Consider the following 15,083-nt stretch of genomic DNA (forward strand, 5'->3'; position numbering starts at 1 on the left):
GGGAGCGGCCGCCACTGCCTTAGGCTGGCGATACAAATCCAGCAGCACCTGATCCAGCACCGACGAAGCGCCCCATGGCTTTGGATCGTTGAGGATCGCCACCACGGCCCAGGTATTGCCATTGTTGTCACGGCTGAACCCGGCGATGGCACGTACGGTGTTCAACGTACCTGTTTTGACGTGGGCTTCGCCGCGCATGGCGGTGGTTTTCAGGCGTTTGCGCATGGTGCCGTCGGTGCCGGTGATCGGCATCGAGCTGATGTATTCCGCGGCGTAAGGGCTTTTCCACGCGGCTTGCAGCATGGTCGCCATTTCGCGGGCGCTGACGCGTTCGGCACGGGACAGGCCGGAACCGTTCTCCATCACCAGGTGCGGCGCGGTGATGCCTTTCTTCGCCAGCCACTGGCGCACGACGCGTTGTGCAGCCTTGGCATCGTCGCCATCGGCATCGTTGCGGAACTGCGCACCCAGGCTCAGGAACAACTGCTGGGCCATGGTGTTGTTACTGTATTTATTGATGTCGCGGATGATTTCAGCCAGGTCCGGCGAGAACGCCCGGGCCAGCACCTTGGCATCCTTGGGCACTGGCGCCTGGATATCCCGGCCCTGGATGGTGCCGCCCAATTCCTTCCAGATCGCGCGCACGGCGCCAGCGGTGTAGGTGGCGTGGTCCAGCAGCGACAAGTAGGTCTGCGAACTGCAGCCATCGGCCAATTGGCCGCTGACCGTGACCGTCACGCTGCCATCGGCGGCGGTGACCGGGTTGTAGCGCACGTCGCCGGTGCACTGCTTGGCGTTGGAGACCTTGACCTGGTTGTCGATGCGGATGCTGGCAATCGGCGGCTCGACCGACACCAGCACCCGGCCGGAATCATTGCGGGTCACAAAACGCAGGGCTTTGAGGTTGACCAGCAGCGCGTCCGGCTTGACCAGGAACGGTTTGTTCTCATCGTTGCCGTCGTCATTGAATTCCGGCAACAGCGGCTGGTTGAAGAAACTGCGGTCCAGCACCAGGTCGCCGGTAACTTGCTGCACGCCGTTGGCGCGCAGGTCGCGCATCAGCAGCCAGAGTTTTTCCATGTTCAGCTTGGGGTCGCCGCCGCCCTTGAGGTACAGGTTGCCGTGCAGCACGCCACCGCTGAGGGTGCCGTCGGTATAGAACTCGGTTTTCCATTGGTGGTTGGGGCCGAGCATTTCCAGGGCCGCGTAGGTGGTGACCAGCTTCATGGTAGAGGCGGGATTCACCGAGACGTCGGCATTGAAGACGGTAGGCGTACCCGGACCGTTCAGGGGGATCATCACCAGGGACAGCGCTGTGTTTTGCATTTTGGCTTTGGTCAGCGCCTGTTGAACACTCGGCGGCAGGGTGGTGTTGACGGGGGCAGCGGAGACGGAAAAGGCCACTGGCAGAATAAGGCCGGCAAAAAAGATTGAACGCAACGATTTGATCATAAGAAGTAAAACCCTACTGCTGAGGAGGGTGAAAAAGTTGAGGGGGAAATAAGAAAAATCCCTCAATGGTCATGAAAGTGTCGGCATTATGCCCCAAGGTAGAGTCACTTGTAGCTGAACCATAGCGGGTATTCGGCGTTTTTTTTACAGGCATTGTGCCGCCTGTCCCAGAGAGTCGGGCAATCGTCGCCTTAAACTGCTAAAGTGCCGCCCGTTATTACTTATGAGGATTGTTCCAATGGCGACTAACCGTTCCCAGCGTCTGCGCAAAAAACTGTGCGTTGATGAATTTCAAGAGCTGGGTTTCGAACTGAACCTGGACTTCAAAGAAGGCCTGAGTGAAGAAGCTATCGACGCTTTCCTCGAAGCATTCATCAAAGAAGCCATGGAAGCCAACGGCCTGGGCTATGTTGGCGGTGATGACTACGGTCTGGTCTGCCTGCAGAAGCGTGGCTCGGTCTCCGAAGAGCAACGTGCTGCTGTTGAAGCCTGGCTGAAAACCCGTTCCGAGCTGACCAAGGCTGAAGTCAGCCCGCTGCTGGACGTGTGGTATCCGGAAAAGCCGATCAACGTGGCTAAGTGATACTAAATAAAACGGCGACCTGAGGGTCGCCGTTTTTTTATGCCTTGCGCCAATTCAGAATCAGCAGCGTCAACACCCCCGCCACAATCCCCCAGAACGCCGACCCGATGGAAAACAGTGTCAAGCCAGACGCCGTGACCATAAAGGTGATCAGCGCCGCTTCCCGTTCCTTCGGCTCATTCATGGCGATGCTCAGCCCATTGATGATCGAGCCAAACAACGCCAGGGCCGCAATCGACAGCACCAGCTCCTTGGGCAAGGCTGCGAACAACGCCGCCAAGGTCGCGCCGAACACCCCGGCAATCCCGTAGAACACCCCACACCACACCGCTGCTGTGTAGCGCTTGTTACGGTCTTCATGGGCATGCGGCCCGGTGCAGATGGCCGCACTGATCGCTGCCAGGTTGATGCCGTGGGAGCCGAACGGCGCCAGCACCAGGGACGCCAGGCCGGTGGCGGTGATCAAGGGGGAGGCGGGCACGTTGTAACCGTCGGCCCTGAGCACGGCGACGCCGGGCATGTTCTGCGAGGTCATCGCGACCACGAACAGCGGAATGCCGATGCTGATGGTCGCCGCCAACGAGAAGTGCGGCGTTGTCCACACGGGCGTTGCGACTTCCAGGTGAAAACCGCTGAAGTCCAGCAGCTCCATCAACCCCGACAATGCGGTGCCGATCAGCAGCGCGGCCAGCACCGCATAACGGGGCGACAGGCGCTTGATCACCAGATACGTGAAGAACATCCCCAGCACCAGCCCGGTGCGATGCTGCGCGGCGACGAAGATCTCGCTGCCGATTTTGAACAGAATCCCTGCCAGCAAGGCGGCCGCCAACGATGCCGGGATGCGCTTGACCAATTTTTCAAAGCTGCCGGTCATCCCGCAAATCGTCACCAGCACGGCGCAGGTGATATAGGCACCGATGGCCTCGCCATAACTCACACCGCCCAGGCTGGTGATCAGCAGCGCGGCACCCGGTGTCGACCAGGCAATGGTGATAGGGGTGCGATAGCGTAGCGACAGGCCGATGCTGCACACTGCCATGCCGATGGAAATCGCCCAGATCCATGACGAAATCTGCGCCGTGGTCAAACCGGCGGCTTGCCCGGCCTGGAACATCAGGACCAGGGAGCTGGTGTAGCCGGTCATCATGGCGATGAAGCCAGCGACAACGGCCGACGCAGACGTGTCGGCCAGCGGGCGCAAAGGCGCTTGGGTGGCGTCGTTCATGAAGAGGTGTTCCTTTTACCTGGGTTTTAGCCGGTGACGGCGCGGATTCAAGCCTAAACTCAAACGTAACGACTCATTGCAATACAGCCGACGGCGCAAACAGCCGTACAGTGTGTTGGCGCACTGGGTTGTGTACAATGTGCCCTGTTTTTAGGTGATACTTGCCAGCGACCCGCTGTTGCCGTATTACCGTTAATTCGCCGCCGTTCTCCAAACCCGAGTGCCCATGAACGAACAGTTGCAACCTCTCAAGAAACAACCGCGAGCCGGCAAGGCCGGTCGCAGCGGAACCCAGGACGATATCGTCTACGCGCATATCTTCGAAGCGATCCTCGAACAACGCCTGGCACCCGGTACCAAATTGAGTGAAGAGGCACTGGGCGAAATCTTCGGCGTCAGCCGCACCATCATCCGCCGCGCCCTGTCGCGCCTGGCCCATGAAGGTGTGGTGCTGCTGCGGCCCAATCGCGGCGCGGTCGTGGCCAGCCCGAGCGTCGAGGAAGCACGCCAGGTATTTCTCGCGCGGCGTCTGGTGGAGCGGGCAATTACCGAGTTGGCAGTCCAGCACGCCACGGCCGACCAATTGGCCGAGTTGCGTCAGATGGTCAACGACGAGCGCGACAGCTTTTCCCGTGGCGATCGCGGCGCGGGTATCCGCCTCTCCGGTGAATTCCACCTCAAGCTGGCCGAAGCGGCGAAGAACGCGCCGCTGATCAGTTTCCAGCGTAGCCTGGTGTCCCAGACTTCATTGATTATCGCCCAGTACGAAAGCGGCAACCGCTCTCACTGTTCCTACGATGAGCACACCCAGTTGATCGACGCGATCGAAGCGCGGGACGCGGCGTTGGCGGTGAACTTGATGATGCATCACATGGATCATATCGACAGCAAGCTCAACCTTGACGAAGAGAGCGCGTCGGATGATCTGCATGCGGTGTTCTCGCACCTGTTGCAGACCAAGAAGCCAGGGCGCTCCTCGGTAAAACTGTAGTTACCCTGGTTCACCTGGGACTAAAAATGTGGGAGCGGGCTTGCTCGCGAATGCTGAGTGTCAGTCACCCGATGTATTGACTGATCCAGCGCATTCGCGAGCAAGCCCGCTCCCACATTTGGTTCCGGCGTGCTTCAGATCAGCGCTGATGCACCAACTGGCCGGCCGCATAGGTCTGCAACACCGTCCGATCATCCCCCAGCGTCATCAGCACGAACAACGTCTCGGCAATGGTCTTCGCCTGCTTCAAGCGATAGCTCAGCAGCGGTGTCGCGTTGTAATCCAGCACCAGGAAGTCCGCATCAGTGCCCGGTTGCAGCGTGCCGATCTTGTCTTCCAACCGCAGCGCCCGCGCACCGCCCAGGGTGGCCAGGTACAGCGACTTGAACGGGCTCAAGCGCGCACCCTGCAGTTGCATGACCTTGTAGGCTTCGTTCAGGGTCTGCAGCAGCGAGAAGCTGGTGCCGCCGCCCACGTCGGTGCCCAGGCCCACATTCAGTTTGTGCTTCTCGGCCATCGGCAGGTTGAACAAGCCGCTGCCGAGGAAGAAGTTCGAGGTCGGGCAGAATGCGACCGCCGAGCCGGTCTCCGCCAACCGCGCGCACTCGTCATCGCACAGGTGCACGCCATGGGCAAACACCGAGCGTTCGCCGAGCAATTTGTAGTGGTCGTACACATCCAGGTAACCGTTGCGCTCCGGGAACAGTTCCTTCACCCATTCCACTTCCTGCTTGTTCTCGCTGATGTGCGTCTGCATGTACAGGTCTGGGTATTCGCCCAGCAGTTGCCCGGCCAGTGCCAGTTGTTCCGGCGTGCTGGTCGGCGCAAAGCGCGGCGTCACCGCGTAATGCAGGCGGCCCTTGCCGTGCCAGCGCTCGATCAGCGCCTTGCTTTCCTGGTAGCCGGATTCGGCGGTGTCGGTCAGGTAGTCCGGCGCGTTGCGATCCATCATCACCTTGCCGGCGATCATGCGCAGATCGAGTTTCTCAGCGGCTTCAAAGAACGCGTTCACCGATTGCGGATGCACGCTGCCAAACACCAGCGCGGTGGTGGTGCCGTTGCGCAGCAGTTCCTTGATGAAAATATCCGCGACTTCTTCGGCGTGGGCCTTGTCGGCGAACTGGCTTTCGCACGGGAAGGTGTAGGTGTTGAGCCAATCCAGCAACTGCTCGCCATAGGCGCCGACCATGCCGGTTTGCGGCAGGTGGATGTGGGTGTCGATCAGGCCGGGGGTGATCAGCGCGTCCTGGTAGTGGGTGATGTCGATATCGGCAGGCAGGGTCGGCAGCAAGTCGCTGGCATGGCCGACAGCGCTGATCTGGCCGTTTTCGATCACCAGCAGGCCGTCTTCGAAATACTCATAGGAGGCTTCGATCCCCACTTCAGCAGGGTCGGCGATGCTGTGCAGGAGGGCGGCACGGTAGGCTTTACGCGTTAAAGGCATGGCGATCTCAATTCAAATGGCTTGGCTGCGGCGTGAAGCCGGCAGCAGTTTGGCAATAGGTTCGGCGCTGGCGGTGTGCTGGCCGAAATTGGCGTTATAGGTGGCGATGATTTCGCCGGCGATGGAGATGGCGATTTCCACCGGCAACTTGCCCTTCACCTCGGTGAGGCCCATGGGGCAGCGCATCCGTTGCAAGTGCGCGGTGTCGAAGCCGCGATCTCGCAGGCGGTGTTCGAACTTGACGCGTTTGGTCTTCGAACCGATCAGGCCGAAGTAGGCAAAGTCATTGCGTTTGAGCAGGGCGGCGGTGAGTTCCAAGTCCAGCGCATGATTGTGGGTCATGACGATGCAGTAACTGCCCACTGGCAGGTCAGCAATTTCGTCGACCGGCTCTTCGCTGACGATTTTACGCACGCCCTGGGGTATATGTGCCGGAAACTCCTGGTCACGGGAATCGATCCAGCGCACCCGGCACGGCAGGCTGGCCAGCAACGGCACCAGTGCACGGCCGACATGGCCAGCGCCAAATACCGCGATCTGCGCCTGCACTTGGCCCATGGGTTCGAAGAGCAGCACGGTCACGCCACCGCAGCACTGACCCAGGCTGGCGCCCAGGCTGAAGCGCTCCAGATGAGTGTTCTGCTGACCGCGTACGAGCATGTCGCGGGCGATCTGCATTGCCTTGTATTCCAAGTGCCCGCCACCGATGGTGTCGAAACTCTGCGCGGCGCTGATCACCATTTTGGAACCGGCATTGCGTGGCGTGGAGCCGAGCTCTTCGATGATGGTTACCAGGACGCAGGGTTCGCCCCTGTTTTGCAGGTCGGCGAGGGCGCTGATCCAGTTGTTCATGTCTACCTCAACCTTTCTGTTGTCAGTTCGGCCGTCTTCGCAGGCACGCCAGCTCCCACATTTGATGGGGTTCACACATCAAAATGTGGGCGCCGGGCTTGCCCGCGATGGCAGCGCCTCGGTCTAGAGCGAAGCCATCTCGGTTTCAATCTCAACGGCCCTGGCCGCATTCAACTGCCGCATCTGCTCACACCCCCACAACACCCGCTCCGGTGTCGCCGGCGCATCGATCTTGGGCTGATGGCGATAGTCACCCAGGCTCGCCACCGCATCCTTGATCGCGCACCACGACGCGATGCCGAGCATGAACGGCGGTTCGCCCACGGCCTTGGAATGGAACACCGTGTCTTCCGGGTTCTTGCGGTTTTCCACCAGCTTCACCCGCAGGTCCAGCGGCATGTCGGCCACGGCCGGGATCTTGTAGCTGGCCGGGCCGTTGGTCACCAGCTTGCCTTTGTCGTTCCACACCAGTTCTTCCATGGTTAGCCACCCCATGCCCTGGATAAAGCCGCCCTCCACCTGGCCGATGTCGATGGCCGGGTTCAGCGAGGCGCCGACGTCGTGCAGGATGTCGGTGCGCAGCATCTTGTATTCGCCGGTCAGGGTGTCGACGATCACTTCGCAGCACGCCGCGCCGAACGCGAAGTAGTAGAACGGCCGACCGCGCGACTGGCTGCGGTCGTAGTAGATTTTCGGGGTCTTGTAGAAGCCGGTGCTCGACAGCGAGACCTGGGCGAAATACGCCTGCTGGATCAACGCCTCGAAGGTGAGGATCTGATCGCGCACGCGCACATGACCGTTGTGGAACGCCACATCCGCTTCGCTCACGTCGTATTTGCGTGCGGCGAACTCCACCAGGCGCTGCTTGATGGTTTCGGCGGCATTCTGCGCAGCCTTGCCGTTCAAGTCGGCACCGCTGGAAGCGGCGGTCGGCGAGGTGTTGGGTACCTTGTCGGTGTTGGTGGCGGTGATTTGAACGCGGTCGATTTCCACTTGGAACACTTCGGCCACAACCTGCGCGACCTTGGTGTTCAAGCCCTGGCCCATCTCGGTGCCGCCGTGGTTCAGGTGGATGCTGCCGTCGGTGTAGATATGGATCAGCGCACCGGCCTGGTTGAGAAAGCTGGCCGTAAACGAAATGCCGAATTTCACCGGGGTCAGCGCCAAGCCTTTTTTCAGGATCGGGCTATGCGCGTTGTACAGGCGGATCGCTTCGCGACGCTCGGCGTATTGGCTGCTGGCTTCAAGCTCGGCGGTCATCTCTTCGAGCATGTTGTGCTCGACGGTCTGGTAGTAGTGCGTGACGTTGCGCTCGTTCTTGCCGTAGTAATTGATCTTGCGCACCGCCAGCGGGTCGAGGCCCAGATGGCGGGCGATGGCGTCCATCACTTCCTCGATGGCGACCATGCCTTGCGGGCCGCCGAAACCGCGATAGGCGGTGTTGGACGCCGTGTTGGTCTTGCAGCGATGGCCGTTGACCGTGGCATCGCCCAGGTAATACGAGTTGTCGGAGTGGAACATCGCGCGGTCGACAATCGAGTTGGACAGGTCCGGCGAACAGCCGCAGTTGCCCGCCAATTCCAGGTTGATTCCGTGCAGGCGGCCCGTGTCGTCGAAGCCCACGTCGTATTCGATGTAGAAGGGGTGGCGCTTGCCGGTCATCAACATGTCTTCGACACGCGGCAGGCGCATCTTGGTCGGTTGGCCGGTGAGGCGCGCGACCACCGCGCACAGGCACGCCGGGCTTGCGGCCTGGGTTTCCTTGCCGCCGAAACCACCCCCCATGCGACGCATGTCCACGACGATTTTGTTCATCGACACGTCCAGCACTTCGGCCACCAGTTTCTGCACTTCGGTGGGGTTCTGCGTGGAGCAATAGACGATCATGCCGCCGTCTTCGGTGGGCATTACCGAAGAAATCTGGGTTTCCAGGTAGAAGTGTTCCTGGCCGCCGATATGCAGGGTGCCTTGGATGCGGTTTTTCGCGGTCGCCAGTGCGCCTGCCGAATCACCGCGCTGATGGGTGTGGCTGTCGAGCACGAAATGCTTCTTGCGAAACGCCTCGACCACGTCCAGCACGGGTTCCAGGTCTTCGTATTCGATCACGGCGGCCATCGCGGCTTTACGCGCGGTTTCGAGATCGCGGGCGGCTACCGCCAGCACGACCTGGCCGACGAACTGCACCGTATCGATCGCCAACAATGGATCGCCCGGCATCAATGGGCCGATGTCCTTCAAGCCCGGCACGTCTTCATGGGTGATGACAATCCGCACGCCTTCAAAGGCGTAGCAGGGCGCGGTGTCGATGCTGATGATCCGGGCATGGGCACGGTCGGACATGCGCGCATACAGGTGCAATTGGTTGGGGAATTCCAGGCGGTCATCGATGTACTGCGCTTCGCCGCACACATGTTTGGCGGCGCTGTCGTGCTTGACGCTGCGGCCCACGCCAGAGGTGAGGTCCTGTGCGAACAGCTCGGCGAGTTCGGCCTGGGTTTTAACGACGGCGTGATGGTTAGACATAAGCGGTCACCCGAGTCTCGATGTGCGGCGTTTGCAGTTCGATGAAGTATTTGCGCAGCAGGTTCTGGGCGCTGAGCAGTCGGTATTCCTTGCTGGCGCGGAAGTCCGACAGCGGGGTGAAATCCTCGGCGAGGGCGGCGCAGGCCTTTTCCACGGTGGCGCAGTTCCAGGTGGCGCCGACCAACGCCGCCTCGCAGTTCTTGGCGCGTTTTGGCGTGGCGGCCATACCGCCGAACGCGACGCGAGCCTCGCCGATCACACCGTTATCGATCTTCAGGTTGAACGCGGCGCAGACGGCGGAAATATCATCGTCCAGGCGCTTGGAGACCTTGTAGGCACGGAACAAGGCGTGGCCCTTGGGAACGATGATCTTCTCGATGAACTCGCTGTCCTGGCGCGCCGTGACGCGGTAGTCGATGAAGTAATCCTCCAGCGCCAAGGTGCGGCGGGTTTCGCCCTTGCACAGTACGATCTGCGCGCCGAGGGCAATCAGCAGCGGCGGCGAGTCACCGATCGGCGAGGCGTTGCCGATGTTGCCGCCCAGGGTGCCCTGGTTACGGATCTGCAGGGAAGCGAAACGGTGCAGCAGTTCACCGAAGTCCGGGTATGCGTGGTGCAGCGCGGTGTAGCAATCGGAGAGGGCGGCGGCAGCGCCGATTTCCAGGCGGTCGTCGAAGTCGTCGATACGCTTCATTTCTTCAATATTGCCGACGTAGATCATCACCGGCAGCGTGCGGTGGAACTGAGTGACTTCCAGCGCCAGGTCGGTGCCGCCGGCCAGCAGCCGGGCTTGCGGGTAGGCGTCGTAGAGATCGGCGAGGTCGGCGACGGTCAGCGGCACCAGGCAGCGCTTGTCGCCGCTGTTGAGTTCACCGGTTTGCGTCGGCGCAATGGCCTTGAGGCGGGCGATGGTCTCGGCTTGGCGGCTGTCGAACTGATCCTGGGGTTTGTTGCAGCAGGCCTGTTCGGCGGCGGCGAGAATCGGGCGATAACCGGTGCAGCGGCACAGGTTGCCGGCCAGGGCTTCATGGGCCTTTTGGTTGTCGGGGGCGTCGCTGTTCTTTTGCAGGGCGAACAACGACATCACGAAACCGGGGGTGCAAAAGCCGCACTGCGAACCGTGGCATTCGACCATGGCCTTCTGGACGCTGTGCAGTTGACCCTGGTGCTTGAGGTCTTCGACGCTGATCAGTTGCTTGCCGTGCAACGACGACACAAAGGTCAGGCACGAATTGAGACTGCGATAACGAATCTGCTCGGCGCCGGTGTCATCCGTGTGCAGCTCGCCCACCACCACAGTGCAGGCACCGCAATCGCCGCTGGCGCAGCCTTCCTTGGTACCGGATTTGCCCAGGTGCTCACGCAAATAGTTGAGCACAGTCAGGTTGGGGTCCAGGGCGTGCTCGCTACGGAGTTCCTGGTTAAGTAAAAACTGGATCACGGAAGGCCTCGCAGACTCATTATTGTTGTTAACCGCTTTGCGCCGAATCTAGTCATGTCTGACTTTTCGGTCAACGATTTTCTGACCAGAAGGTCAAGAAAATGCGGTCGCAACACTTTCAATTATGGTCCAGTCTTCTGGAACCGGCGTTTTTAGGGGCTTCTGGGTGTTCATCTGTGCTTATTCCGTGCCAAATTCTGAAAGGTGGGCGTAGCGCCATCAGCCAGCCAATGCGCTACACTGCCGCGCTTGTACCGATAGAAGATTTTGAAGGTAAAACATGACGTTCAAGGCGCCGGACAGTCTCGCCGAGCAAATTGCTCACCACCTCGCCGAACGCATCATTCGCGGCGATCTCAAGCCTGGAGAGCGGATCCAGGAGCAAAAGGTCACGCTGGCGCTCAATGTCAGCCGTGGCTCCGTGCGCGAAGCCTTGCTGATTCTCGAACGCCGCCACCTGATCGCGATCCTGCCGCGCCGTGGCGCCCACGTCACAGAGCTCACTGCGCACAAGGTGCAGAGCCTGTGCACCTTGATGGGCGAGCTGTACATCCTGCTCGGCAATGCGGTTGCCCAAGGCTGGCAGACGCAGGCCGACATGGCGCCGTTCGTGCAGATCCAGCAGCGCCTGGTCACCAATTTCGAGCGTCAGGACATCCGCGCCTTCGTTGAAGAAAGCTTCAATGTAATGCGCGCCGCCTATCCTTTCGCTAACAACCCGTACCTGCAGGAAACCGTCGAGAACCTGCAACCGGCGATGAACCGCGCCTATTACCTGGCGCTGGATCAGCGCAAGGCGTCCATGAGCGAGTACCTGGCGCTGTTCGAGCAACTGCTCGCCGCGGTACTGGCCCGTGACCTGCCGCACATTCGTCAAGTGCTGTCGACCTACGGCGAGCGCAGTTGCGCGCTGGTCATCGCTGCGTTGGCGGACGCCTAAGCGTGCGGCTCAAGTGCATCAAACTGGCGGGGTTCAAATCCTTCGTCGACCCGACCACGGTGAACTTCCCCAGTAACATGGCGGCGGTGGTCGGGCCCAACGGTTGCGGCAAGTCGAACATCATCGACGCCGTCCGCTGGGTGATGGGCGAGAGCTCGGCCAAAAACCTGCGTGGCGAGTCGATGACCGACGTCATCTTCAATGGATCCACCAGCCGCAAGCCGGTGAGCCAGGCCAGTATCGAACTGGTGTTCGACAACTCCGACGGCACCTTGATCGGCGAGTACGCGGCCTACGCGGAAATCTCGATCCGCCGCAAAGTGACCCGCGACAGCCAGAACAGCTACTTCCTCAACGGCACCAAGTGCCGACGCCGCGACATCACGGATATTTTCCTCGGCACCGGCCTCGGCCCGCGCAGCTACTCGATCATCGAGCAGGGCATGATCTCCAAGCTGATCGAAGCCAAGCCCGAAGACCTGCGTAACTTTATCGAGGAGGCGGCCGGCATCTCCAAGTACAAGGAGCGCCGCCGCGAGACCGAAAACCGTATCCGCCGCACCCATGAGAACCTCGCTCGCCTGACCGACCTGCGCGAAGAGCTGGAGCGCCAGTTGGAGCGCCTGCACCGCCAGGCCCAGGCTGCCGAGAAGTATCAGGAGTACAAGGGCGAAGAGCGCCAGCTCAAGGCGCAATTGTCGGCTTTGCGTTGGCAGGCGTTGAATGACCAGGTGGGGCAGCGCGAAGCGATCATCGGCACCCAGGAAATCAGCTTTGAAGCCCTGGTGGCCGAGCAGCGCAACGCCGACGCCAGCATCGAACGCTTGCGTGACGGCCACCATGACCTGTCCGAACGCTTCAATCTGGTGCAGGGCCGCTTCTATTCGGTGGGCGGCGACATCGCCCGCGTCGAGCAAAGCATCCAGCACGGCCAGCAGCGCCTGCGTCAGTTGCAGGATGACTTGAAGGAAGCCGAACGCGCGCGGCTGGAAACTGAATCGCACCTGGGCCACGACCGCACCTTGCTGCTGACCCTCGGTGAAGAGCTGGACATGCTCACCCCCGAACAGGAAATCACCAGCGCCGCCGCCGAAGAAGCCGCTGCCGCGCTGGAAGAATCCGAAACCACCATGCACGGCTGGCAGGAGCAATGGGACACCTTCAACCTGAAGTCTGCCGAACCACGGCGCCAGGCCGAGGTGCAGCAGTCGCGTATCCAGCAGCTGGAAACCAGTATGGAGCGCCTGGCCGAGCGCCAGCGTCGTCTGCAGGAAGAGCGTGTGTTGCTTGCCGCCGACCCGGAAGACGCGGCGATCATGGAATTGAGCGAGCAGCTGGCTGAAAGCGAAATGACGCTGGAAGAGCTGGAAGCCAGTGAAGAGCAACAAGTGGAGCGCCTGGAGCAATTGCGTCAGCAACTGCAACAGGCGACCCAGGCACAGCAACAGGCCCAGGGTGATTTGCAGCGGCTCAATGGCCGCCTGGCGTCCCTGGAAGCCTTGCAGCAAGCCGCCTTGGACCCCGGCACCGGCACCGCTGAATGGCTGCGTGACCAGCATTTGGCCGAGCGCCCGCGCCTGGCGGAAGGCTTGAAGGTCGAGGCGGGTTGGGAGTTGGCGGTTGAAACTGTCCTCGGTGCCGATCTCCAAGCCGTCTTGGTGGATGATTTTGGCGGCTTCGACCTGGCCGGTTTTGCCCAGGGCGATTTGCGTTTGCTCAGCCCTGCGGCGGATGGCACGCGGGTGCCGGGCAGTTTGCTGGATAAGGTTGAGGCGGCGATTGATCTGTCGCCGTGGCTGGGCCAGGTCAAACCGGTTGAATCACTTGAGCAGGCCCTGGCCCAGCGCGGCCAACTGGCGGCCGGCGAAAGCCTGATCAGCCGCGACGGCTACTGGGTCGGCCGCCATTTCCTGCGCGTACGCCGCGCCAGTGAAGCCGAAAGTGGCGTCCTGGCCCGTGGCCAGGAAATCGTCAATCTGATCGCCGAACGCGAAGAGCGCGAAGCCACCCTCGAAAGCCTGGAAACCGAACTGCAAACCCTGCGCGCCACCCAGCGTCAGCAAGAGACCGGCCGCGAACACCTGCGCCGCCTGTTGCAGGACGAAGCGCGCCAGCAAGGCGAATTGAAAGCCCAACTCTCCGCGAGCAAAGCCAAGGTCGAGCAATTGACCTTGCGCCGCACCCGCCTCGACGAAGAAGTCGCCGAGATGGGCGAGCAGCGCGCCCTGGAACACGAACAGATCGGCGAAGCGCGTCTGCACCTGCAGGAAGCCCTCGACAGCATGGCGCTCGACACCGAGCAGCGTGAATTGCTGCTGGCCCAGCGCGACAGCCTGCGCGAACGCCTCGACCGCGTGCGCCAGGAAGCCCGTCAGCACAAGGATCATGCCCACCAGTTGGCGGTGCGCCTGGGTTCGCTCAAGGCCCAGCACGCGTCCACGGCCCAGGCCCTTGAACGCCTGGAGATGCAGTCCGAACGCCTCACTGAAAAGCGCGAGCAACTGAGCCTCAACCTGGAAGAGGGCGAAGCGCCGCTGGAGGAGTTGCGCCTCAAGCTGGAAGAATTGCTCGACAAGCGCATGACCGTCGACGAAGAACTCAAGACCGCCCAAATCGCTCTGGAAGACGCCGACCGCGAATTACGCGACGCCGAAAAACGTCGGACCCAGGCCGAGCAGCAATCCCAGCTGATCCGCGGTCAGCTCGAACAACAGCGCATGGAATGGCAAGCCCTGACCGTGCGCCGCAAGACCCTGCAAGACCAATTGCTGGAAGACGGCTACGACTTGCACGGCGTGCTCAATACCCTGACCGCCCAGGCCAACGAGAAAGAAGCCGAAGAAGAGCTTGAGCGAATTGCTGCGCGTATCCAACGCCTCGGCGCGATCAACTTGGCGGCCATCGACGAATACCAGCAACAATCCGAGCGTAAACGTTATCTGGATGCCCAGGACGCTGATTTGGTCGAAGCCCTGGACACCCTGGAAAACGTGATCCGCAAGATCGACAAGGAGACCCGAAACCGCTTCAAAGATACCTTTGATCAGATTAATAGCGGTTTACAGGCGTTATTCCCAAAAGTTTTCGGCGGTGGCAGCGCTTACTTGGAACTGACGGGCGAAGATCTACTCGATACAGGGGTAACGATCATGGCGCGGCCTCCGGGCAAGAAGAACAGCACCATCCATTTGTTGTCCGGCGGCGAGAAAGCCCTGACCGCATTGGCTCTGGTATTTGCCATCTTCAAGTTGAACCCGGCGCCGTTCTGCATGCTCGACGAAGTTGACGCCCCGTTGGATGACGCTAACGTTGGACGGTATGCGCGGTTGGTCAAAGAGATGTCCCAGACCGTGCAGTTCATCTATATCACCCACAACAAGATCGCCATGGAGATGGCTGACCAATTGATGGGGGTAACGATGCACGAGCCGGGCTGTTCGCGTTTGGTCGCGGTGGATGTGGAAGAAGCGATGGCGATGGTGGAGTCTTGATCCTTGTTGGGACAGAATTTTTATAGCGCGCGGTAAGACGCTTTACCGGTCTGGCGAAAGTGGCAAATGGACATATTTGTTCAAGGCTTTTTGACAGACGGTGTAAAGTTATCTTTGGTCGTGCTAGTTTAATGTCAA

Annotated in this window: 10 protein-coding genes; 4 read left to right on the plus strand and 6 right to left on the minus strand. The window is 60.8% G+C overall.

Annotation, left to right across the window (positions count from 1 at the left end; genetic code table 11):
• Positions 1-1,452, minus strand: a 1,452-nt coding sequence (gene dacB / locus AC4PS7_RS10180; protein ID WP_492179392.1) for a D-alanyl-D-alanine carboxypeptidase/D-alanyl-D-alanine endopeptidase, incomplete at its 3' end; no start/stop codon positions are given.
• A 238-nt stretch (positions 1,453-1,690) separates the two neighbouring features.
• Between dacB and AC4PS7_RS10185 the strand changes: the two genes are divergently transcribed.
• Positions 1,691-2,035 carry a YggL family protein gene (locus AC4PS7_RS10185; RefSeq protein WP_492179393.1) on the plus strand — a complete coding sequence of 115 codons (345 nt, stop codon included), beginning with the start codon at positions 1,691-1,693 and terminating at the stop codon, positions 2,033-2,035.
• A 37-nt stretch (positions 2,036-2,072) separates the two neighbouring features.
• On the opposite strand, the gene AC4PS7_RS10190 is transcribed toward AC4PS7_RS10185, so the two are convergent.
• Positions 2,073-3,263, minus strand: coding sequence for a benzoate/H(+) symporter BenE family transporter (locus AC4PS7_RS10190; RefSeq protein ID WP_042571912.1), 1,191 nt, complete (start codon positions 3,261-3,263; stop codon positions 2,073-2,075).
• 226 nt (positions 3,264-3,489) lie between these two features.
• Here AC4PS7_RS10190 and AC4PS7_RS10195 point away from each other — a divergent pair, with 226 nt between their 5' ends.
• The gene (locus AC4PS7_RS10195) at positions 3,490-4,254 is read left to right on the plus strand and encodes a GntR family transcriptional regulator (RefSeq protein ID WP_042571911.1); all 765 of its coding nucleotides are present in this window, start codon (positions 3,490-3,492) and stop codon (positions 4,252-4,254) included.
• Positions 4,255-4,393: 139 nt separating this feature from the next.
• Here the strand turns inward: AC4PS7_RS10195 and guaD are convergent, their stop codons facing one another.
• The 4 genes from guaD to xdhA form a co-directional block, all read right to left on the minus strand.
• Entirely contained in the window at positions 4,394-5,698 is a 1,305-nt protein-coding gene (gene guaD, locus AC4PS7_RS10200; protein WP_010208518.1) for a guanine deaminase, read from the minus strand.
• 12 nt (positions 5,699-5,710) lie between these two features.
• Positions 5,711-6,550 carry a xanthine dehydrogenase accessory protein XdhC gene (gene xdhC, locus AC4PS7_RS10205; protein WP_010208519.1) on the minus strand — a complete coding sequence of 280 codons (840 nt, stop codon included), beginning with the start codon at positions 6,548-6,550 and terminating at the stop codon, positions 5,711-5,713.
• A gap of 123 nt (positions 6,551-6,673) precedes the next feature.
• Positions 6,674-9,073 carry a xanthine dehydrogenase molybdopterin binding subunit gene (gene xdhB / locus AC4PS7_RS10210; RefSeq protein WP_010208520.1) on the minus strand — a complete coding sequence of 800 codons (2,400 nt, stop codon included), beginning with the start codon at positions 9,071-9,073 and terminating at the stop codon, positions 6,674-6,676.
• Positions 9,066-10,514 (minus strand): xanthine dehydrogenase small subunit, encoded by a 1,449-nt coding sequence (xdhA, locus tag AC4PS7_RS10215; RefSeq protein WP_010208521.1) that lies wholly within the window; start codon positions 10,512-10,514, stop codon positions 9,066-9,068. The genes xdhB and xdhA overlap by 8 nt, the downstream gene beginning before the upstream one ends.
• Before the next feature lie 280 nt (positions 10,515-10,794).
• On the opposite strand from xdhA, the gene AC4PS7_RS10220 reads away from it, so the two are divergent.
• The gene (locus AC4PS7_RS10220; protein ID WP_010208523.1) at positions 10,795-11,454 is read left to right on the plus strand and encodes a GntR family transcriptional regulator; all 660 of its coding nucleotides are present in this window, start codon (positions 10,795-10,797) and stop codon (positions 11,452-11,454) included.
• Between the two features lie 2 nt (positions 11,455-11,456).
• The gene (gene smc, locus AC4PS7_RS10225) at positions 11,457-14,945 is read left to right on the plus strand and encodes a chromosome segregation protein SMC (RefSeq protein ID WP_010208525.1); all 3,489 of its coding nucleotides are present in this window, start codon (positions 11,457-11,459) and stop codon (positions 14,943-14,945) included.
• Positions 14,946-15,083: the final 138 nt, after the last annotated feature.

The organism is Pseudomonas sp. DW-iso3 (assembly GCF_058725305.1).

Excerpts from the sequence above, each read along its gene's own strand:
- AC4PS7_RS10185 (WP_492179393.1), top strand. The coding sequence starts at position 1,691 with ATGGCGACTAACCGTTCCCAGCGTCTGCGCAAAAAACTGTGCGTTGAT.
- AC4PS7_RS10190 (WP_042571912.1), bottom strand. The coding sequence starts at position 3,263 with ATGAACGACGCCACCCAAGCGCCTTTGCGCCCGCTGGCCGACACGTCT.
- AC4PS7_RS10195 (WP_042571911.1), top strand. The coding sequence starts at position 3,490 with ATGAACGAACAGTTGCAACCTCTCAAGAAACAACCGCGAGCCGGCAAG.
- guaD (WP_010208518.1), bottom strand. The coding sequence starts at position 5,698 with ATGCCTTTAACGCGTAAAGCCTACCGTGCCGCCCTCCTGCACAGCATC.
- xdhC (WP_010208519.1), bottom strand. The coding sequence starts at position 6,550 with ATGAACAACTGGATCAGCGCCCTCGCCGACCTGCAAAACAGGGGCGAA.
- xdhB (WP_010208520.1), bottom strand. The coding sequence starts at position 9,073 with ATGTCTAACCATCACGCCGTCGTTAAAACCCAGGCCGAACTCGCCGAG.
- AC4PS7_RS10220 (WP_010208523.1), top strand. The coding sequence starts at position 10,795 with ATGACGTTCAAGGCGCCGGACAGTCTCGCCGAGCAAATTGCTCACCAC.